This window comes from Pseudomonas tructae, from assembly GCF_004214895.1.
Lineage (GTDB): Bacteria > Pseudomonadota > Gammaproteobacteria > Pseudomonadales > Pseudomonadaceae > Aquipseudomonas > Aquipseudomonas tructae.
Genome location: NZ_CP035952.1, coordinates 1,463,506 through 1,484,772, shown reverse-complemented (window position 1 = coordinate 1,484,772; position 21,267 = coordinate 1,463,506). Strand labels below are relative to the sequence as shown.

18 protein-coding genes are annotated in these 21,267 nt (G+C 62.2%); 5 read left to right on the top strand and 13 right to left on the bottom strand.

The window, feature by feature from the left end; translation table 11 throughout:
• The first annotated feature begins 254 nt into the window (after nt 1-254).
• From EXN22_RS06775 to EXN22_RS06765, 3 genes are read left to right on the top strand one after another with little or no spacing between them, the layout of a single operon-like run.
• A complete protein-coding gene (locus EXN22_RS06775) occupies nt 255-1,394 on the top strand; it encodes a merozoite surface protein 3b (protein ID WP_130263333.1) in 1,140 nt (379 codons plus the stop codon).
• On the top strand, nt 1,394-2,833 hold the full coding sequence (locus EXN22_RS06770) for a DUF6384 family protein (protein WP_130263332.1): 1,440 nt from the start codon (nt 1,394-1,396) through the stop codon (nt 2,831-2,833). The genes EXN22_RS06775 and EXN22_RS06770 overlap by 1 nt, the downstream gene beginning before the upstream one ends.
• A 4-nt stretch (nt 2,834-2,837) precedes the next feature.
• Nucleotides 2,838-4,187, top strand: a complete 1,350-nt coding sequence (locus EXN22_RS06765) for a coiled-coil domain-containing protein (protein WP_130263331.1) — start codon at nt 2,838-2,840, stop codon at nt 4,185-4,187.
• A gap of 66 nt (nt 4,188-4,253) precedes the next feature.
• Here the strand turns inward: EXN22_RS06765 and EXN22_RS06760 are convergent, their stop codons facing one another.
• From EXN22_RS06760 to zwf, 3 genes are read right to left on the bottom strand one after another with little or no spacing between them, the layout of a single operon-like run.
• On the bottom strand, nt 4,254-4,928 hold the full coding sequence (locus EXN22_RS06760; protein WP_130263330.1) for a bifunctional 4-hydroxy-2-oxoglutarate aldolase/2-dehydro-3-deoxy-phosphogluconate aldolase: 675 nt from the start codon (nt 4,926-4,928) through the stop codon (nt 4,254-4,256).
• Between the two features lie 17 nt (nt 4,929-4,945).
• Nucleotides 4,946-5,659, bottom strand: a complete 714-nt coding sequence (gene pgl, locus EXN22_RS06755) for a 6-phosphogluconolactonase (protein WP_130263329.1) — start codon at nt 5,657-5,659, stop codon at nt 4,946-4,948.
• Nucleotides 5,646-7,115 (bottom strand): glucose-6-phosphate dehydrogenase, encoded by a 1,470-nt coding sequence (gene zwf / locus EXN22_RS06750; RefSeq protein ID WP_130263328.1) that lies wholly within the window; start codon nt 7,113-7,115, stop codon nt 5,646-5,648. Before zwf ends, pgl begins: the two co-directional genes overlap by 14 nt.
• A 213-nt stretch (nt 7,116-7,328) precedes the next feature.
• Between zwf and hexR the strand changes: the two genes are divergently transcribed.
• Nucleotides 7,329-8,189 (top strand): DNA-binding transcriptional regulator HexR, encoded by an 861-nt coding sequence (gene hexR / locus EXN22_RS06745; protein WP_176794343.1) that lies wholly within the window; start codon nt 7,329-7,331, stop codon nt 8,187-8,189.
• On the opposite strand, the gene EXN22_RS06740 is transcribed toward hexR, so the two are convergent.
• From EXN22_RS06740 to edd, 10 genes are all read right to left on the bottom strand, one after another.
• Nucleotides 8,182-9,036: a D-hexose-6-phosphate mutarotase gene (locus tag EXN22_RS06740; RefSeq protein ID WP_130263327.1), complete on the bottom strand. Its 855-nt coding sequence runs from the start codon at nt 9,034-9,036 to the stop codon at nt 8,182-8,184. The genes hexR and EXN22_RS06740 overlap by 8 nt on opposite strands.
• Nucleotides 9,037-9,140: 104 nt before the next feature.
• Nucleotides 9,141-10,487 (bottom strand): carbohydrate porin, encoded by a 1,347-nt coding sequence (locus EXN22_RS06735; protein WP_130263326.1) that lies wholly within the window; start codon nt 10,485-10,487, stop codon nt 9,141-9,143.
• Between the two features lie 54 nt (nt 10,488-10,541).
• Nucleotides 10,542-11,693, bottom strand: coding sequence for an ABC transporter ATP-binding protein (locus EXN22_RS06730; protein ID WP_130263325.1), 1,152 nt, complete (start codon nt 11,691-11,693; stop codon nt 10,542-10,544).
• A 6-nt stretch (nt 11,694-11,699) separates the two neighbouring features.
• Nucleotides 11,700-12,545, bottom strand: coding sequence for a carbohydrate ABC transporter permease (locus EXN22_RS06725; protein WP_130263324.1), 846 nt, complete (start codon nt 12,543-12,545; stop codon nt 11,700-11,702).
• On the bottom strand, nt 12,538-13,446 hold the full coding sequence (locus EXN22_RS06720) for a carbohydrate ABC transporter permease (RefSeq protein ID WP_130263323.1): 909 nt from the start codon (nt 13,444-13,446) through the stop codon (nt 12,538-12,540). The genes EXN22_RS06725 and EXN22_RS06720 overlap by 8 nt, the downstream gene beginning before the upstream one ends.
• A 90-nt stretch (nt 13,447-13,536) precedes the next feature.
• Nucleotides 13,537-14,799 (bottom strand): ABC transporter substrate-binding protein, encoded by a 1,263-nt coding sequence (locus tag EXN22_RS06715; RefSeq protein WP_130263322.1) that lies wholly within the window; start codon nt 14,797-14,799, stop codon nt 13,537-13,539.
• 144 nt (nt 14,800-14,943) lie between these two features.
• Nucleotides 14,944-16,338: an ATP-binding protein gene (locus tag EXN22_RS06710; protein ID WP_325053299.1), complete on the bottom strand. Its 1,395-nt coding sequence runs from the start codon at nt 16,336-16,338 to the stop codon at nt 14,944-14,946.
• Between the two features lie 43 nt (nt 16,339-16,381).
• Nucleotides 16,382-17,080 (bottom strand): response regulator, encoded by a 699-nt coding sequence (locus EXN22_RS06705; RefSeq protein ID WP_130266766.1) that lies wholly within the window; start codon nt 17,078-17,080, stop codon nt 16,382-16,384.
• A gap of 80 nt (nt 17,081-17,160) precedes the next feature.
• Nucleotides 17,161-18,114 (bottom strand): glucokinase, encoded by a 954-nt coding sequence (locus EXN22_RS06700; protein ID WP_130263320.1) that lies wholly within the window; start codon nt 18,112-18,114, stop codon nt 17,161-17,163.
• Nucleotides 18,111-19,937: a phosphogluconate dehydratase gene (edd, locus tag EXN22_RS06695; RefSeq protein WP_130263319.1), complete on the bottom strand. Its 1,827-nt coding sequence runs from the start codon at nt 19,935-19,937 to the stop codon at nt 18,111-18,113. The genes EXN22_RS06700 and edd overlap by 4 nt, the downstream gene beginning before the upstream one ends.
• Before the next feature lie 269 nt (nt 19,938-20,206).
• Here edd and gap point away from each other — a divergent pair, with 269 nt between their 5' ends.
• Entirely contained in the window at nt 20,207-21,208 is a 1,002-nt protein-coding gene (gene gap, locus EXN22_RS06690) for a type I glyceraldehyde-3-phosphate dehydrogenase (RefSeq protein WP_130263318.1), read from the top strand.
• Nucleotides 21,209-21,267 lie beyond the last annotated feature (59 nt).

Here is a 21,267-nt window from a genome sequence, read left to right as displayed (position 1 = left end):
CCCTCCTTTACTATTGAACTCAGTCAATCGAGACTAGCAATAGCGTGCGCCGCTCCAGCAGTGGGAGCACTTTCCCTCAAGCACAGGACGGATCAAAAAAGCAGCCAACGCTGAAACTGAAATACCCGAGCCTCACAAGGGGGGGGGGAATTTTCGTTTATACACACGGAAATCTCCCGTCAACTTGCAGGCCCACCGGTATACTCCCCCCTCGCCTTACCTTGCGCTGAGCGCACATCATGAAAGGACACTCGATGAGCAACTACCTCGAACGCGCGCTGAGCAGCCTGCGCACCATCGGCATCAATCTTCTGCGCCCGGCTCAAGACGCCCCCGTGCTGGTACTGCTCGACCGTGTGGCGCAGTACGACAGCAGCAAGGTCACCTCGATCGCCGCCGTGCTGCAGCAATCCACTGCCTTCAACAGCATGGTCCGCGAGCAGATCGAGGGCATGGACATCTCCACCCGCTTCATGGACATCACCCAGAGCTTTACCTCGATCCGCGAAGACGCTGCTGCCATGGCCGGCTGGATGGACGACGGGCGCCTGGACAGCATGGAGAAGCTCAAACTGGCCTGGATGAATGTGCGCCGTGGTTCGATCCCCAGCCGCTTCAACGACATTCGCGACAACTACCTGCAAGTGTGCAAGTCGGCCAACGACCAAATCAGCCGCGAGACGGTGATCCTGGAGTCCTACATGGACTTTCGCATGGCCATGAAAGCTGCCGAGGTCGAAGCCCAGCAAGTGCTGGCCATTGCCGGCCAGGCGCTGGAACAGCGCACCGCCGCCCTGAACGAGGCCAACCAGCAGGTCGCCGCTGCCGAAACGGCCGAGCCCGCCCAGCGCGCCGCGCTGGAACTGCGCCGCGACGAAGCCGTACGCGCCCTGCAGGATGAAGACAAGCGCTACCAGATCGTCAAGGACATCGCCGATGACCTCAAGGTCGGCTACAACACCGCTGAAATGGTCTTCGCCCGCATCAACCAGGTGCACGTGATCAAGGAGCGCCAGTACCAGCGCATGGTCTCGTTCTTCTCCACCAACGAAGTGGTACTGACCGGCCTGGCTGTCTCCTTCACTGCCAACAGCGGCCTGGCCGAGGCGACCCATACCCTCAACGCTACCACCGATGGTATCAGCAAGGGCCTCGAAGCCCTGGGCAGCACCGGCAACCAGCAACTCGAAGCGGCGGTCAAGGCCAGCTATGGCTCGACCATCAAAGTCGATTCGGTACGCGCCCTGGCCGATGCCACGCTGTCGTTCCAGAACGACATGCACAGCCTCACCGAAACCTACCGGGCCGAATCGAGCAATGCCTCGCGCGACATCGCGGCGGCGGTCGAGGATGCCAAGCGTAAATTCGCCGCCCTGCTCAGCAAGGCAGCCTGATGAGCAGCATTCCACTCTCCGAACAGCTCGGAGCGATGGCGTTCGTCGACGAATTGCGCCACCAGCACATGCAGGTCCAGGAACACCTGAACCTGCCCAAGCGCCGCGCCGATGTTGCGGCGCGTATTCGCGACTACTACCAAAGCCATAACATTGCCTTTGACGAAGCGCTGATCGATCAGGGCGTTCGCGAGTTTTTCGCCCGTCGCCTGATGTTCGAAGAACCGCCCTTGAGCTGGCGGCAAAAGCTGCTGAGCAAGGCGTCGATGGCGCGCAGCCAACTGTTCAAGCTGTTCCTGACGATCATCGCTGCGCTGCTGATTACCCAGTGCACGCGCCTGGTCCACGACAGCGGCGTCACCATCGAGATCGACAACAGTGCCCGCGACCTGCGCCTGCACGATGAAGACCTGCGCGCCGAAATCCAGCTCAAGCACGAGAAACTTGAGCAGTGGCAGCAAAAAGCATTAGCTCGACCCGATGCTGCGGTCGGCCGTATTCTTGATGAAGTCCGGCAAACATTGCCGCCGCTTGCGCAAACCTTCGCCAGCGATGTGCCGCAGTTCATCGACAAGACCAATCGCGACAGCGTCAAGGCCCTGGTCGAGAAACGTGAAGCACAGATCAAGCAGGTCCGCGATTCCATGTACGCGACGCGCTCCGCCTTTGCCACGGTAGAGGGTATCTACGAGCAGCGCGATGAACTGGCCAGGCTCATGGCCCTGCCGACCTACCTGAAAGGCCTTGCGCAGTTCCCCAACCTCAAGGAGCTTGCCGGCTCGGCCGACCAGCAACTGCTGCAGGTCAAAGATAACTCAACACTGACCGCCGCCAGCCGGTATGTCGGCCAACTGCGTTTGCAGATCGATGAAACCGGCGACTGGCTGGAAAAGATCGCCCTGCGCGACCAGTTAGCCCAGCGCCTCAAGGCCATGCCCCTGAGTGCCGGCGATCGGACGCAGCTGCAACTGTTACTCGCTCAGGCCAACACCAGCCTGGACGCTCGGGAGGCCACTCAAACCCACTATCGACTTCGCCACCTGGAGCAGATGCTCGACTTCGCCGCTGCAGCGCTGACGATCCAGATCGTCGACCGCACCGGCGTCAAATCCGGGGTGGAGCGTTGCTACGACCCCGCCGGTTGCAACCGCGGCGAGGCCACCGACAAAGGCAAGAGCTGGTTCGTGGTGGTCGAGGCCACCAACCCGGCCGGCATCAGAGTCGAAGTACCGGTGACCAGTGCCGAAACCGGCAAACTGCAATGGAACGGCTACTTCGGTGTGCGAGTCAGCCAGGCCGAATACCTCAAGGTCAAAGAAGACAAGCTCGACGACGGCCATGTCGATGACCGCATGATGGGCAACAAGGCTGCCAACTCGCTGACCCTGCGCTTTAACCAGCGCACCACGAGCAACCCTGACATGATCATGGACTGGTGAACACATGACCCCCACTACCCTCACCAGCACCGTGGCGCAGAACGCCCGCGACAACGAGTCCTTGTTGCGCAGCGCCGAGCAGTTGCTGTCGACCCTGAGCGATCAGGAAGCGCGCCTGGAACAGGACATTCTCACCCGGCTGAGCAACATCGCAACCCTCAAGCTTGAGCATCGCCCGGCACTGGACCAGGACACCTTGCTACAACTACAGGCTCGCCAGGACGCCGAAGCCCAGCTGCGCGCAGACCTTGCCCGGGTCGAAAGCGATATTGCCGCCTCGTTGGCCGAGCAGCACAGCGTGCGTGTGCGTATTGAAGACATCGACCGCCAGGTCAAGGATCAACTGGCGCTCGAACCCGACTGGCGCCAACTGGGCGAACAGTTACTGGCAGCGCAAGAGGCCAACGAAGAGGCGGTTACCGGCTACGCCGAGATCCGCCAGGAGTGCGTCGATAAGCTGCCCTCCTACAGCGCCAACCCGATCTACTACCACCTGCTCAAGCGTGATTACGGCACCGAGCAGTACCGCTACAACTTCCTCCACCGCTGGCTCGACAACACCCTGGCCAAGCGCGTCAACTTCCAGGGCAACCGCAATAACGAGCTGATACTGCGCGCCATGCAAACGCGTAACGAAGAACTGCAAGGCGAGCGCCTGGCCCTGATTGCCGGGCTGCAGAAAACTGTCGAACAACGCCTGGCCCAGGCACGAACAGCGGCGGGGATGGACCCTTTAAGCGGCCAAGACACCACGCTGAACAAACACATCGCCGCCGCCAAGGCCCGGGCCAACGAGCAGCACCAGCAGTTGGCCAGCTTTGCCGGCAAGCAGGACCCGCACTACCTGCGGATCCGCCAGAACATCACCGAACGCCTGCAGGCACAGACCATCGAGCAACTGCTGGTGGAAGTACAAAAGACCCCGGACAGCAACGACGACCGGATCGCCGCCCAGCTCAAGGAGCTGTACCCGCGCCTGCGGGAAGTGCAGGACCGCCTGCCGCAGTTGCGCGACCAGCATGACCGCGCCCTGCGCGACTACGAGCGGGCCAAGGAACTGGAGCGGGCGTTGCGTACCGACTACTACCGCGACAGCGACTACAACTTCCATACCAGTTTGGGTTTCGATCGCCTGCTGGCCGACTACATGACCCGCGACCTCAGCCTGCATGCCTTGGAGACCCTGCTGCAAAGTGGCCGGCGCCTGGTACCGCGTAGCACGTCCTCCTCCAGCAGCTCGTCGTCGTTCAGCTGGTCAAGCTCAGGCTCCAGCAGTTCCAGCTCAAGCTCCAGCGACTACTCCACCTCCAGCAGTAGCGGGGGCGGCAGCTTCAGCACCAGCGACAGTTTCTGAGCGGCAAAAAAAAACGGTGCACCGACCAAGCGCACCGTAAAGCCGTGTTGCACACAACGAATCAGATCAGTCCAGCAGTGCCAGGGCCTCGGCGCTGCAGGCCTGGATACGGGCCCAGTCGCGGCTTTTGATCCAGCTGCTGTCGAGCATCCAGGTGCCGCCCACGCACATGACGTTGGGCAGCGCCATGTAGTGCTTCACATTGCCCGGGTTGACGCCGCCCGTGGGGCAGAAACGCACATCGCCAAACGGGCCGCCGTAGGCCTTGATGGCTGCCACGCCGCCGCTGATCTCGGCAGGGAACAGCTTGAAGCGCCGGTAACCCAGGGCATAGCCCATCATGAGTTCCGACGGTGTGCTGATGCCGGGCAGCAGTGGGATGTCGCTGTCGACACCGGCCTCGAGCAAATCCTGGGTAATGCCCGGGGTGACCACGAACTGCGCGCCAGCAGCCTGGACGGCGGCAAACATGCTGCGGTCCAGTACGGTGCCGGCACCGATGCACAGCTCGGGGCGCTGCTCGCGCAGCACCTGGATGGCCTTGAGGCCATGGGAGGAGCGCAAGGTCACTTCCAGGGTCTTGATGCCTCCGCCTGCCAGGGCATCAGCCAGCGGCAGGATGTCTTCTTCGCGGGCGATGGTGATCACCGGCAGAATGCGCGCCTGGGTGCAGATCTGATCGATCCGGGCAATCTTGTCGGCCATGGAAGCTCCCGGCTGTTTCAGTTCATGCGTGGTCATAACGGCGGATCCTTGGCTCATGGGCACCAGTAAATATCCAGAGGGTCTTGCAAGAAGGCGCGAATCGGCATCTGCGCCAGGTCATCGCCTGCCAGCGCGGCGCGCAGGGTAGCGAGTTTGCCCGGGCCTTGCACCGACAAGGCGGTAAACCCGGCGCTGGCCAATAGCGCGCGGGTCATGCTCAGGCGCTGATGCGGCACGCTTGGCGCCAGCATCGGCAGGCAGCGCCGAGAACTCTGCGGATCAAGGCCTTCGACAAGGTTCGGGCTGTTGGGGAACAACGAAGCGGTATGACCGTCATCGCCCATGCCCAGCACCAGAACATCGATGCCCGGCAGTTCGGCCAATGCCTGGTCGGCTTCCAGCGCTGCGACGTCGAGGCTGCCAGCAGCGCGATAGAGGCTGAGGAAAGTTGCCTTGGCAGCAGCGCCAATCAACAGATGACGCTTGAGCAGGCCGGCATTGCTGTCGGCATGCTCCACCGGTACCCAGCGCTCATCGGCAAGCGTCACCAGCACCTTGGACCAGTCCAGCGGCTGCTTGATCAGCGCCGTAAAGAATGCCACCGGGCTACGGCCACCGGAGACCACCAGGGTGGCCCGGCCCTTGGCCGCAATCGCGGCATTCAGGCGCGCTGCCACGTCCTTGGCCAAGCCTTCGGCCAGCGGCGCTGCCGCGTTGTAGTCATGCGCCGTGACGTTGGCCGGCAGTTGCAGTTCAGATATCGCCATACCAGGACCTCCCATCGCGGGTAATCAGTGCAATCGAGCTCATCGGCCCCCAGGAGCCGGCGGCATAAGGTTTGGGCGCATCGCCCGACTGCTTCCAGCCGGCAATCAACTGATCGCACCACTTCCACGCGTATTCGATTTCGTCTTTGCGCACGAACAGGTTCTGATTGCCACGCATCACTTCCAGCAACAACCGCTCGTAAGCATCGGGGATCCGCGCACTGCGCCAGGTATCGGAAAAATTCAGCTGCAACGGCCCGCTGCGCAGTTGCATGCCTTTATCCAGGCCCTGCTCCTTGGTCATCACCCGCAAGGAAATACCCTCGTCCGGCTGCAGGCGAATGATCAGCTTGTTGCCGATCTGCAATCGCTGTTCCGGGGCAAAGATGTAGTGCGGGGTTTCCTTGAAATGGATGACGATCTGCGACAGTTTTTGCGGCATGCGTTTGCCGGTACGCAAGTAGAACGGCACGCCGGCCCAGCGCCAGTTGCGGATATCGGCGCGCAGGGCGACGAAGGTTTCAGTGTCGCTCTGGGCGTTGGCGTTGTCTTCTTCCAGGTAACCGGGCACCGGCTTGCCTTCGCTGTAACCGGCAATGTACTGGCCACGCACCACCTGGGTGCTCAGGCCTTCGCCCTTGATCGGCGCCAGGGCCTTGAGCACCTTGACCTTCTCGTCGCGGATACTGTCGGCGGAAAGGTCGCTTGGCGGGTCCATGGCAATCAGGCAGAGCAGCTGCAACAGATGGTTCTGGATCATGTCGCGCAGTTGCCCGGCCTTGTCGAAGTAACCCCAGCGCCCTTCGATTCCGACCTTTTCGGCGACGGTGATTTCCACATGGGAAATCGAGTTCTGGTTCCACTGGGTTTCGAACAAGCTGTTGGCAAAGCGCAGGGCAATGAGGTTCTGTACCGTCTCCTTGCCCAGGTAATGGTCGATGCGGTAGACGCGGTTTTCCGGGAAAAACTGAGCCACAGCATCATTGACCCGTCGCGAGGATTCCAGGTCATGGCCGATGGGCTTTTCCAGCACCACCCGAGTACGGGCACTGAGGCCGGCTTTGTCGAGGTTTTCGCAGATACCGCCATACACTGCCGCGGGGGTGGCGAAATAGGCGATCAACTGGCTGTCGCTACCGACCCGCTCGGCCAGGGCCTGGTAGTCCTCGGCCTTGAGAAAATCCACGTGCAGGTAGCTCAGGCGGGCAAGAAAGCGTTGCAGCACCGGCGCCTCGATCTGCCCGGCGGGCACGAACTCCTGCAGGTGCGCCTCGATTGACGCCAGGTGCTCATCGACACTGCCCGCCTCGCGGGCCAGGGCCAGCACCCGGGTGTCGGCGTGCAGCAGGTCGGCGCGGTCAAGCTGGTACAGCGCCGGAAACAGCTTGCGCAAGGCCAGGTCGCCAAGGGCGCCAAACAGGGCAAAGGTGCAGGGTTCTACGCTGATCGACGCCATGATGTTGGTTCTTTTATCAAGTTGACCTAGGAATACCGTTTTCAATCGCAGTTTTCAAGAGATAATGTAGTAAAAACCACAACATTTTACCAAGCAGACAGATTCAAGTGGTGTGCCATCCATGCCATCAGTACGATAGGCCACCGTGTCAAAAGCCCGCTGCTGTCACCAGCCGGCTGTCTCAACGACCCAAGGAAAACACCCATGGACCGCGTGCGAAACCTCCTGGAGCAGATCCAGGGCCGCCTCGAAGAGCTGAACAAGGCTGAGCGCAAAGTCGCCGAAGTCATCCTGCTCAACCCTCAGCAAGCCACCCGCTTCAGCATTGCCGCCCTGGCCCAGGCGGCCAAGGTCAGCGAGCCGACGGTCAACCGCTTCTGCCGTTCGTTCGGCGTCAGCGGCTACCCCGAGCTCAAGCTGCAACTGGCTCAGAGCCTGGCCAGTGGTGCCGCCTATGTCAGCCGGGCGGTGGAAGCCGACGATGATCCGGCCTCCTATACCCAGAAGATCTTCGGCAGCGCCATCGCCTCGCTGGACAGTGCCTGCCAGCAGCTTGATCCGCAGTTGGTCAGCCGCGCCGTCGACATGCTGATCCAGGCCCGGCAGATCCACTTCTTTGGCCTGGGTGCCTCGGCCCCGGTAGCCCTGGATGCCCAGCACAAGTTCTTTCGCTTCAACCTGGCGGTGTCTGCCCATGCCGATGTGCTGATGCAGCGCATGCTGGCGTCGGTGGCCCACACCGGCGAGCTGTTCGTGATCATCTCCTACACCGGACGCACCCGCGAGCTGGTCGAAGTCGCCCGCCTGGCCCGCGAGAACGGCGCCTCGGTGCTCGGCCTGACCGCTGCCGACTCGCCTCTGGCCAAGGCCAGCAGCCTGAGCCTGAACATCCCGCTGCCCGAAGACACCGACATCTATATGCCGATGACCTCGCGGATCATCCAGCTGACCGTGCTCGACGTGCTGGCCACCGGCATGACCCTGCGCCGCGGCGTCGACTTCCAGCCGCACCTGCGCAAGATCAAGGAAAGCCTCAACGCCAGCCGCTACCCGATTGACGACGAGCTCAACTGAGCATCTGCGCCTGCAGCCGCAGGTGCGCCTGCTCACCCGGCGCCAGGCTCAGGCTGTCACTGCTGCCACTGGCCGCCTCGACACAGACGAACCCCAGGGTTTCGCTGCCGCTGACGCCCATCAACGGCCGGCTGCCGGGATGCCAGACCACGGTGTCTTCGCTGTCACCGGTATCGATGCATAACTGGCGCTGCCAGGCCGGATCGTGCAACTGCAGGGTCGCCGCATGGGGGAACACCCGCTGGCAGCCACCGTAGACCTTCAAGGCGCCCTTCTGGCGACAGGCCTGACGGTTCAAACGGTCGTAACCGTCAATGTTTTCTAGCCCAGATAGCGCTATCTCAGAAACGTCACTAATACGCCAGTAAGCTAGCAGAGCATGACTCAACTGACACGGCTGACTGTCCTGATGCTCGGTACTCAGTTGCAACTCCATGCGCTTGCCCAGCCTGGCCAGCAGGTCGACCTGCCAGTCGCACAGCTGCAGACGCCACTTGAGGGTCACACCGTCGGTATCTTCGCTGCTGTCGATCAGTTTCCAGTCGAGCAGGCGCGCCCAACCGTGGGCCGGCCACATGTCTTCGCTAGGATGGCGGCCGTACCAGGGCCAACACACCGGCACACCACCACGGATGGCGCCGACTTGCGGCCACTGCGCCGCACACCACAGCCACGGGCGCTCGCCCTGGGGCTGGAAGTGCAGCAACTGCGCACCCTGGCGGCTGAAGACCGCCTGGCATTGCGGGTGATCGATGATCAGCACGTCGCGCTGCTGGTAACGCTCCCACTCGAAGGTCGGCCGCGGCCGCTGCGAGGTGAAGAAACGTTGTAGCGGGTGCTCTGGCATGGCGTGAGACTCTTGTTGTTAGTGAGGGCCCCATCGCGGGGCAAGCCCGCTCCCACAGGCCCCGCGATGGGTGCGCAATATGCGTAAATTTACAACATATTGCCTCAGAACGACGACTGAATTTTCAACCCGGCGACCAGCGCGTTATCCACCTTATCCACCCCGCCCGGGTGGGTGATGTATTGCAGGTTGGGGCGTACGGTCAGCCAGTTGGTCACGTGGAAGCCATAGTTGATTTCGTAGTTGTATTCAGTCTTCTGGATCGGCACAAAGTTCGCGTCGTCGTAGTTGCTGATGCCGGCGGAGGCATTGAGCAGCTCAGCATTTTTCTTCACGTCGTCGTTGACATGGATACGGGCGAAACCGATGCCCAAGTCATCCTTTGGACGTGCGTCGAACAGCCCCTTGTACACGAACATCAACGACTGATAGTTGTCGATGAAGTTGGTGTCCTTGTCGTGGAACGTGGCATTCGCCGCGATGTGCAGGCCACGGCTGGCATCGCCGTTGTGGGTGGTGAGTTGCTGTTGCGCGACAAACCAGTAGCCATGCTTGCTGTCATGCACGCGATAACCGTTACCGCTGGTCACAGCGTCCTGACCGTTGGCGTCCTCGCGCACATCGCTGGCGTCGGCTGTGCTCTTGTAGTAACCCACACGGTATTCACCCGGCAGGCTGTTGAGCTTGGGCGACCAGACCAGTTCGACCGGCAAAACGGTACCGGCAGTGCCACTACCGCTGAGCTTGAAGCCGTTTCCATGTTCCAGTTGCGACGGGTTCTGGTTGTACGCGCCGACTTGCGCGTAGAGCTCGTCATTGATGTTGTATTTGACCCGAATCGCCGCCTGACTGACCGGCCAGTTGTACCAGATATTGGTCGCCCAGTTACCCACCTGGGAGCCACAGAACGCCAGGTTCTGGAACTCGCAGGGGAAGGTGTTGAAGTCTTCGCCTTCACCGAAGTAACCGGCTTTCACGTCGAGTTTGTTATCGAAGAACTGATGCTGAATCCACAGCTGGGTCAGGCGGACCATATGGCCACGACCGTAGACCTCCTGCGAAGAGCTCAACATACCGGCACGCGGATCGCCAATCCGGTCATTGGACAAGCTCTCGCCGTTTCGGTTGGTCAGCTGGATCTTGGCCTGGGTGTTATCCCAGCCCAGCAGTTTCTGCAGATCCAGTGCCGCCCCCAGGCCGAACTGATCGCTGTAGCGCGCGGTCTTGTCGTCGTTGAAGCCACCATTGAGGTTGCCAGCGACTTCACCGACGTAATCGATCTTGATGTCAACACCCTTTTCCAGCAGTTCGGTACGGGTGCCGCCCCAGTCGCCGGTCATCCATTGCGACTCTGGAGCAAAGGCATCGGCCGCCTGCGCCCCGCAACTGACGCCCAAGGCCGCCAACAGGGTCAACGGCGCCAGTGGCTTTATACGCTTGAAGTGATCCATCCCTTGTTTCCTCGTTTTATTGTTCTCGATGGGGTTCTACGCTCTATAACGAATTCAGCGCCCCTTGAATTGGGCAACATTGTCCTTGCCGGCCTGCGGCGCCACGACGCCCAGGCGCTCACCGCTGGCGGCATCGAACAGCAATACCCGCGCCGGATCGAACTGCAGGTTCAGGGTGTCACCCACCTGGGTTGGCACATCCGGTGCCATGCGGCAGCAGACCTTGGTCTGGTTGAGAGTGACGAATACCAGCAGGTCCGGCCCGGTGGGCTCGGTGATCTGCACCTCGGCGCGAATGCTCGGCAGGCCGTTGGCTTGAGCCGGGGCCAGGGCAATCTGTTCCGGGCGAACACCAAGGATCACTTCACGCTCCTCCAGGCCAGGCACATTGAAGCCCAGGGGCAGCTCGCAACGCGCCTGACCACTGTCGAGCAGGGCCAGCAGGCGGCCGTCCTTGCGCTGCAGGCGCAGGGGAATGAAGTTCATCGGTGGCGAGCCGATGAAACTGGCCACAAACAGGTTGGCCGGGTCGTTGTAGATCTGCTGCGGGGTACCGAACTGCTGGATCAGTCCGTCCTTCATCACCGCCACCTTGTCACCCAGGGTCATCGCCTCGATCTGGTCGTGGGTGACGTACACCGTGGTGGTCTTCAGGCGCTGGTGCATCAGCTTGATTTCGGTGCGCATCTCCACCCGCAGCTTGGCGTCGAGGTTGGACAGTGGCTCGTCGAACAGGTAGATCTTCGGTCGCCGCGCCAGTGCCCGGCCCATGGCCACGCGCTGCTGCTGGCCACCGGAAAGCTGGCCAGGCTTGCGCGTTAGCAGATGCTCGATCTGCAGCAGCTTGGCCACCCGCGCCACTTCTTCATCGATCGCGGCGGCAGGCATCTTGCGCATTTTCAGACCGAAGGCGATGTTGTCGCGCACATTCATGGTCGGGTACAGCGCGTAAGATTGAAACACCATGGCGATGTCGCGGTCCTTGGGGCTCATGCCACTGATGTCGGCATCGTCCACCAGGATCGCCCCGCCGCTGATCTGTTCGAGGCCGGCGATACAGTTCATCAAGGTCGATTTGCCGCAACCGGACGGGCCGACCAGAATCAGAAACTCGCCCGAGTCGATCGACAGTTCGATGCTCTTCAGGGTATCCGGCAGACCGTTGCCATAACTCTTGTTGACGTTGCGCAGTTCAAGCGTTGCCATTGTTGTTTACCCCTTGACCGCGCCGGCCGTGAGCCCGCGCAGGAAATACTTGCCAGCCAGCACATAGACCAACAGGGTCGGTAACCCGGCGATCATCGCCGCCGCCATGTCGACGTTGTATTCCTTGACCCCGGTGCTGGTGTTGACCAGGTTGTTCAGGGCCACGGTGATCGGTTGGGCATCGCCGCTGGCGAACACCACGCCGAACAGAAAATCGTTCCAGATCTGGGTGAACTGCCAGATCAGGCAGACCATGATGATCGGCACCGACATCGGCAGCAGGATGCGTCCGAAGATGGTGAAAAACCCTGCGCCATCGAGCCGCGCCGCACTGACCAGGGCCTGCGGCACGCTGCAGTAGTAGTTGCGGAAAAACAGCGTGGTGAAGGCCAGGCCATAGACGATGTGCACCAGCACCAGGCCCGTGGTGGTGCTCGCCAGGCCGAGCTTGCCGAGGGTGAACGAGGCTGGCAGCAGCACAGTCTGGAACGGCAGGAAGCAGCCGAACAGCAACAAGCCGAAGAACAGCTGCGAGCCCCGAAAGCGCCACATCGACAGTACATAGCCATTGAGCGCGCCGAGCAGGGTCGAGATCACCACCGCCGGCACGGTGATCTTCACCGAGTTCCAGAAGTAACCACCCACGGTGTCCCAGGCCTTGATCCAGCCAATGCCGGTGATCACTTCGGGCCAGCTCAACAGGTTGCCGGTACGGATGTCCTCCGGCGACTTGAAGCTGGTCAGCAGCATCACGATCAGCGGGATCAGGTACAGCGCGCAGGCCAGGATCAACGTCGAGTAGATGGCCAGGCGACTGAAGCTCAACGAGCGGGGAGCGAGGGACCTAGTCATGGCGCTTGTTCCTCAGTTCCGAATACAGGTACGGCACCAGGATCGACAGGATCGCGCCGAGCATCAGGATCGCGCTGGCCGAGCCCATGCCCATCTGCCCGCGGCTGAAGGTGAAGGAATACATGAACATCGCCGGCAGGTCCGAGGCATAGCCGGGGCCGCCTGCGGTCATGGCCGCGACCAGGTCGAAACTCTTGATCGCGATGTGCGCCAGGATCATCAGTGCGCTGAAAAATACTGGCCGCAAACTCGGCAGGACGATGCGCAGGTAGATGCTCGGCAGGCTGGCGCCATCGACTTGCGCTGCGCGGATGATCGACTGGTCGACACTGCGCAGGCCGGCCAGGAACAACGCCATGACAAAGCCCGAGGCCTGCCACACCGCAGCGATCACCAGGCAGTAGACAACCCGCTCGGGGTCCACCAGCCAGTCCAGGCGAAAGCCCTCCCAACCCCAGTCGCGGAGCATCTTGTCCAGGCCCAGGCCGGGGTTGAGCAGCCACTTCCAGGCGGTGCCGGTAACGATCATCGACAGTGCCATGGGGTACAGGTAGACGGTGCGAATAAAGCCTTCACGGCGAATGCGCTGGTCGAGCAGCACCGCCAGCAGCACACCGACCACCAGGCTGATTGCGATGAACATACCGCCGAACAACAGCAGGTTCTTGCTGGCCACCCACCAGCGATCGTTCTCCATCAGCCGCGCGTATTGCGCAAAGCCCACCCATTTGTAGCTGGGCATGAAGCTTGAGTTGGTGAAGGACAGGACGAAGGTCCAGAGGATATAGCCGTAAAAGCCGACCAGGACAATCAGCATGCTCGGCGCCAGTACCAGTTTCGGTAGCCAGCGCTGCAGGGCGTCCAGGGGTGAGGCCTTGTTGAGTGTGGCAACAGTGCTCATCAGGAATGTCTCGTGTGGAGGCAATCGCGGGCCTGTGGGAGCGGGCTTGCCCCGCGAAGAGGCCCGAAAGCCCGCCCCCACATCAACCCATCACTTGGCCGACTTGATCGCCGAACTCAGTTGCTTGACCGCCGTCGCCGGGTCGGCTTTCGGGTCGTTGAAGAAGTTGGTGACAACATCGAAGATCGCCCCTTGCACCGCCAGGGTGGTCGCCATGTTGTGGGCCATGCTCGGTTGCAGGCCGTCACCTTTTTCCGCTTCCTTGAAGTCCACCGCCGACTTCTGCGTGCAGGCGTCGAACTGGCTCATGTCCATGTCCTGGCGCACCGGCAGGGAACCCTTGTTCTGGTTGAACACCGTCTGGAACTGCGGTTCCAGGGCGACCTTGGCCAGGTCGTTCTGCGCCTTGATGTCGTTGTCGTTCTTGAGCTTGAACATCGCCAGCGAATCGATGTTATAGGCAAAGCTGCCCTGGGTACCGGGGAAGGCTACGCACTGGTAATCCTTGCCCGCCACCTTGCCGGCGGCGGTCCATTCGCTCTTGGCCCAGTCGCCCATGATCTGCATGCCGGCCTTGCCGTTGATGACCTCGGCGGCGGCGATGTTCCAGTCACGCCCGGCGCGGTTGGCGTCCATGTAAGTGCCCAGGCGTTGCAGGGTCTTGAACACCTCGACCATCTTGGCGCCGGTCAGGGTGCTTTCATCCAGGTCGACGAAGGCCTTGTGATAGCCCTGGGGCCCGAGGATGCTCAGCACCAGGTCCTCGAACACGGTGCTGTCCTGCCACGGCTGGCCGCCATGGGCCAAAGCAACGAAGCCTGCGGCCTTGAGTTTGTCGGCGGCAACGAACAGTTCATCGAGGGTGGTCGGCACCTTGGCCCCGGCCTTGTCGAACACCTGCGGGTTGATCCACAGCCAGTTGACCCGGTGGATGTTCACCGGCACCGCCACATAGTGGCCGTCGTACTGCATGATCTGGGCGACTTTCGGCGGCAGCAGGGCGTCCCAGTTATTGGCCTTGGCAACATCATCAAGATTGGTGAGCAAGCCCAGCGAGCCCCATTCCTGGATGTCCGGGCCCTTGATCTGTGCGGCACCCGGTGGATTGCCGGCGACGGCGCGCGTCTTCAGCACGGTCATGGCCGCTGCACCACCGCCACCGGCGACGGCATTGTCCTTCCAGGTAAAGCCGTCTTTCTCGACTTGTTCCCTGAGGGTTTTCACGGCCGCCGCTTCACCACCGGAGGTCCACCAATGGGTGACTTCAACCGTACCCTTATCGGCAGCAACAGCGCTCAGGGGCAACAAGCAGGCAACGGAAATAGCAGCGGCGAGGCGATTGATCGCATTCATCGAGAGGAACCTTTTCTTGTTGTTATGCAGGTGCAAGTCGTGGTGCTTGCGCTTGCATCGGAGTCTAACCAGCGGCACAGGCGCCGGAGGTAACGAAGGGATGCGCGAATGTCACCAAGCGGTGACATTCGCTCAGACAGGCGCTCAATCACTGCTGCGCGGCAGGCTCAAACTCACCCGCAAGCCGCCTTCACGCAGGTTGCGCAGGCTTACTTCGCCGCCGTGACTGTGGGCGATGTTGCGCGCGATGCCCAGGCCCAGGCCGTAGCCCTGCTGCTGCCCGGCCAGGCGAAAATGCGGCTCGAACACCTGCTCCAGGCGCTGCTCGGGCACGCCCGGGCCTTCGTCATCGACCTGCAGGACGAAGCCGCTGTCGCTGTCGAAAATCCGCAGGTGGGCGCGCTCACCGTACTTGAGGGCATTGTCGATCAGGTTGCCGATACAGCGCTTGAGCGCCAGCGGCTTGCCGGGATACGGCGCCAGGGCGCGGCCCTCCAGGGTGATCTGGCCACTGCCCAGGTACGGCTCGACCAGGCAATCAAGCACCTGGTTGAGATCGATCGGCTCGATGTTCTCGTGGATATCGGTGTCTTTCACGCACTGCAGTGCGCCCTTGACCAGCATCTCCAGCTCATCGAGGTCGCGACCGAACTTGGCCTGCACTTGCTCGTCTTCAAGCAGTTCGACCCGCAGGCGCAAGCGCGTGATCGGCGTGCGCAGATCGTGTGAGATGGCGCTGAACAACTGGCTGCGCTCGGTCAGGTAGCGGCTGATGCGCTCGCGCATGGCGTTGAAGGCCCGCCCCACCTCCTCCACCTCGCTGCCCCCGCCTTCGGTGACCGGCTCGACATCAGCCCCCAGCGACATCTCCCGCGCGGCCAGGGCCAGGCGCTTGAGCGGGCGGCTCTGCCAATGCACCAACAGGCCGATGAACAGCAGCAAGAATGAACTGGTCAGCACGATGAACCACAGCTGCTGGCTGGGCAGGCCCTGTTCTTCGAGGCTGGTATAGGGCTCGGGCAGCAGCGAGGCGATGTACAGCCATTCGTCTTCATCGAGGCGGATCTGGGTCACCAGCACCGGCGGATTGATCGGCTCCAGGGTCAGCGCATAGTGGGCCCAGGAGCGCGGCAATTCATCGAGTTTCAGCCCGCTATTGAAGATGCGCAGCTCCTGCGGGCTGACGAACTGGATAGAGATTTCCAGCTGTGCGCCAAGACGCTGGTGCAACACCTCGCCGACCGCATCGATCACCGCAGCCTTGCGCGGCGTGACGGTCAGCACCTGCATGTCCAGCGGCTTGTCGTTGAGGGTCACGACAAAACGGGTGCCGCCCATGCTGCGCAACTGGTCGAGCACCATCGGCCGGTAGGCCACTGGCAGCGAGCGAAAGTAACTGACGCTGGCACTCATCGAATGGGCCAGGCTGCGTGCGCTGGCGACCAGGCCTTCCATCTGGCTGGCGCGCAGTTGCGACAACCAGATCAGGCTCGACAAGCCTTGCGCCAGCAACACCACCAGCAGGGTCAACAGCAGCATGCGCCCCAGCAACGAGCGGGGCAGCCGCAGGCGCAAGCGCCCGTCAGTGTGCGGGCGCAACGCTGGCCGCCAGCAGGTAGCCACTGCCGCGCACGGTACGAATCAGCCGTGGCGGTTTTTCGTTGTCGCGCAAGCGCTGGCGCAGGCGGCTGACGGCCATGTCGACGATGCGGTCCAGCGGCATCGGCTCACGGCCACGGGTGGCATTGCCGATGGTGTCGCGGTCGAGGATTTGTTGCGGGTGATCGAGAAACAGCTTGAGCAAGGCGAAGTCGGCCCCGGACAGGATCACCTCTTCACCATCGCGGTGGAACAAGCGATGGCTGATGGTATCCAGGCGCCAATCGTCAAAGGCCAGCACATCACTGCCATGGCGCTCCTGGCCAAACCCGGCACGGCGCAGCAAGGCCTTGATCCGCGCTTGCAGTTCCCGCGGGCTGAAGGGTTTGCCCAGGTAGTCGTCGGCGCCCAGCTCCAGGCCGATAACCCGGTCGGCCTCGTCGGAGCTGGCGGTGAGCATGATGATCGGCACCTGGGCCAGGCGCGGATGCTGGCGCACCCAACGGCAAAGGCTGAAGCCGTCTTCATCGGGCAGCATCACATCGAGGATCACCAGGTCGCAATCGCTGGCGTCCAGGGCCTGGCGAAAGCTGCGCCCGTCGGCCACCGCCTGGACACTGAAACCGGCGCGGCTCAGGTAGGTCTGCAGCAGCTCACGAATGTCCTGGTCATCGTCGACCATCAGTATCGACTTGCTCACGCATCACTCCTTGTGGATCAGGGTGAGGGTTTCGCGGGGCAAGCCCGCTCCCACCGAACCTGTCAGCCGGCTTGCTGCAAGGCCACGCCGGCGCCGAGCAAGCCGGAGAATTCAGCGGTGACCAACCATACCGGGACATCCTTTAAGTAGCCACTCATGCAGCCCTTGTCGGCAAAGCTGGCGCCAAAGCCGCTGGCCAGAAACAGCTCGGCAAAGCGCGGAATGATGCCGCCGACGATAAACACTCCGCCGCGCCCACCCAGGGTCAGCACATTGTTGCCTGCCACCCGGCCAAGAAAACGACAGAACTGCTCGATCACCGCCAGCGCCAGCGGCTCGCCGGCCAGGGCCGCATCGGTGATTGCCGCCGGGCTCTGCAACGTTGCCGGCTGGCCATCCAGGACGCAGATGGCCTGGTACAAACGCAGCAAGCCGCCGCCGCTGAGCACGGTTTCGGCGCTGACGTGACCGATTTCGTTTTCGATCTGCTGGCGAATCTGCGCTTCGCGGGCATTGCCCACCGGCAGGTCGACATGCCCGCCCTCGCCCGGCAAGGCGATCCAGTGCTCGTCACCAAGGCTGAGCAAGGTACCGACACCAAGGCCGGTACCCGGGCCGATCACCACCGCCGGGCGGCTGGCATCCGGCGTACCTGGGCAAACGCTCCGGTATTCGCCCGGCTGCAGCCGGGTCATGCCCAAGGCCATTGCGGTGAAGTCGTTGATCAGCAGCAAGCGCTCGACCTGCAAGGTCTTGCAGAACGCCTGACGGCTGAGGCGCCAGTGGTTGTTGGTAAAGCGAAATTCATCGCCGTCGACCGGCCCGGCCACCGCCAGGCACACCGCACCCAGCTCGCCGCGCTCAAGCCCCTGACCTGCAAGGTAGGCGCCAATGGCCTGTTCCGGGCTGGTGTAGTCGGCCGTGGCAAAGACCTGCACCGCATGCATGCGGTTGTCTTCCCAGAGGGCAAAACGGGCATTGGTGCCACCGATATCGCCGACCAGTGCGCGCTTCATTTGAGCGTCTCCAGGGCCGAGGTGAAGGCGCTGGCACCCTTCTCTGCCGGGCTCAGGGCGGTACGCAGAAAACCAAACAGCTCACGGCCGCACCCCAGGTCGTTACCGGTCGGTGCTGCGGGCAGTTCACGGTCGGCAAGTTCCTCGGTGCTGAGCTTGACCGTCAGGGTCCCGGCGACACCATCGACGCGGACGATATCGCCATCGCGCAGGCGCGCCAACGGGCCACCGTCGAAGGCTTCTGGGCAGACATGAATGGCCGCCGGGATTTTCCCCGAAGCGCCGGACATGCGCCCATCAGTCACCAGCGCTACCTTGAAGCCGCGATCCTGCAGCACCCCCAGGAATGGCGTCATCTTGTGCAGCTCGGGCATGCCGTTGCAGCGCGGGCCCTGAAAACGCATTACGGCGACGAAATCGCGCTCCAGCGCCCCGGCCTGGAAGGCATCGGCCAGCGCCTGCTGGTCATGGAACACCAGCGCCGGCGCTTCAACCACCTGATGCTCGGGAGCCACCGCAGACACCTTCATCACCCCACGACCGAGATTGCCTTCCATGACCCGCAGGCCGCCTTCAGGCGAAAACGCCCGTGCCACCGGGCGCAGGATCGCCTCATCGAGGCTCGTCGACGGGCCTTCGCGCCAGACCAGCTTGCCCTCCTCAAGAAACGGCTCCTGGGTATAGCGACGCAAGCCGTGGCCGGCGACGGTGTTGACGTCTTCATGAAGCAAACCGGCATCGAGCAGTTCACGGATCAGCAAGGCCATGCCGCCCGCCGCCTGGAAGTGGTTGATGTCGGCCTTGCCGTTCGGATAGACGTGAGACAGGGTCGGCACCACTTCCGAGAGTTCGGCCATGTCCTGCCAGGTCAGCTGGATGCCGGCGGCCTGGGCGATCGCCGGCATGTGCAGGGTGTGGTTGGTCGAGCCGCCGGTGGCATGCAGGGCAACGATGGAGTTGACCAGGGCTTTCTCGTCGACGATCTCGCCCAGTGGCATGAAGTTGCCACTGGCCTTGGTCATGCGCGTGACCTGCTGCGCAGCCTCGGTGGTCAGGGCATCACGCAGCGGCGTATAGGGGTTGACGAAGGAGGCGCCCGGCAGGTGCAGGCCCATCACCTCCATCAGCAACTGATTGGTGTTGGCGGTACCGTAGAAAGTGCAGGTGCCGGGGCTGTGGTAGGACTTCATCTCCGACTCCAGCAGCTCTTCGCGGCTGGCCTTGCCTTCGGCGTAACGCTGGCGCACGTCGGCTTTCTCTTTGTTGGAGATGCCCGACGGCATCGGCCCGCCCGGAACGAAAATGGTCGGCAGGTGACCGAAGCGCAGCGCGCCCATCAACAGGCCGGGAACGATCTTGTCGCAGATACCCAGCATCAGCGCTGCGTCGAACATGTTGTGCGACAGGGCAATGGCGGTGGACATGGCGATCACTTCGCGGCTGGCGATGCCCAGTTCCATGCCCGGCTCACCCTGGGTGACACCATCGCACATGGCCGGCACGCCACCGGCGAACTGGCCGACCGAGCCGATATCGCGCAACGCCTGCTTGATCTGTTCGGGGTAGTGCTCGTAGGGCTGGTGCGCCGAGAGCATGTCGTTGTAGGCGGAGACGATGGCGACGTTGGCCGCGTTCATCAGCCGCAGGCTCTGCTTGTCCTGACTGCCGCAACCGGCCACACCGTGAGCGAAGTTGGCACACTGCAACTTGGCGCGCATCGGCCCGTCGCTGGCGGCCCCGCGAATCAGCTCAAGGTAGCGTTCACGGGTGGGGCGACTGCGGGCGATCAGCCGTTGGGTGACCTCAAGAATGCGCGGATGCATGTACTGGACTCCAGGCTAACGGTGGTTGCGACCTCTGCGGCGGTTTCCCTTAACAACGATCGCGGCCTAGGCTCAATGGCAGGGGCGATGCGTTGCGGGAGGAACGGCTTGGCCGATCGCTCGTTGTAGATTAAATAAAATACTGCCAGCAAAAAGGCTTGTTTTCTATTTTTTTACGAATAATCTTGTAATTCCAACAACAAAATCAGATGCAGTGAAGCAAAACTTCAATTGCCACGGGCTTTACCCGTTCTGCCAGAGGTAGCTCCATGACCCTTCGTATCGCAATCAATGGCTTTGGCCGCATCGGCCGCAACATCCTCCGCGCACTCTATACCCAAGGCTATCGCCAGGACCTGCAGGTCGTCGCCATCAATGACCTGGGCGACAGTGCAATGAACGCCCACCTGCTCAAATACGACAGCGTCCATGGCAGCTTTGCCGCCACGGTCGAATCCGATCACGAGAGCATTACCGTCAACGGCGATCGCATCGCAGTCAGTGCGATCCGCAACCCGGCGGAACTGCCGTGGAAAGCCGAAGCCATCGATGTGGTGTTCGAGTGCACCGGCTTGTTCACCGAGCGCGCCAAGGCCGCCGCCCATCTTACTGCCGGGGCTGGCAAAGTCATTATCTCGGCACCGGCCAAGGGCGCTGACGCTACCGTGGTGTATGGGGTCAACCACGACATCCTGCGCCCTTCGCACCAGATCATCTCCAGCGCTTCGTGCACCACCAATTGCCTGGCACCGCTGGCCCAGGTGCTGCACCGTGAGTTCGGCATCGAGCAGGGGCTGATGACCACCATCCACGCCTACACCAATGACCAGAACCTCACCGACGTCTACCACAGCGACCCGTTCCGCGCACGTTCCGCGACCCAGTCGATGATCCCGAGCAAGACCGGTGCCGCCGAAGCCGTGGGCCTGGTGCTGCCGGAACTGGCCGGCAAGCTCACGGGCATGGCCGTACGGGTGCCGGTGATCAACGTGTCGCTGGTCGACCTCACCGTCAACCTTGAGCGCGAGGCCAGCGCCGAGGCCGTCAATGCACTGTTCAAGGAAGCCAGCCGACACTCCAAGGTGCTCGGCTACAACAGCCTGCCGCTGGTATCTTGCGACTTCAACCACAACCCGCTGTCGTCGATCTTCGATGCCAACCATACCCGGTCCAATGGGCGCATGCTCAAGGTGCTGGCCTGGTACGACAACGAATGGGGCTTCTCCAACCGCATGCTGGATAACTGCCTGGCGCTGTGCAACGCCCGCTAAAATCACCCCCTCGCAGGAGCGGGCTGGCCCCGCGATAGGGCCAGCCCAACCGATACAAG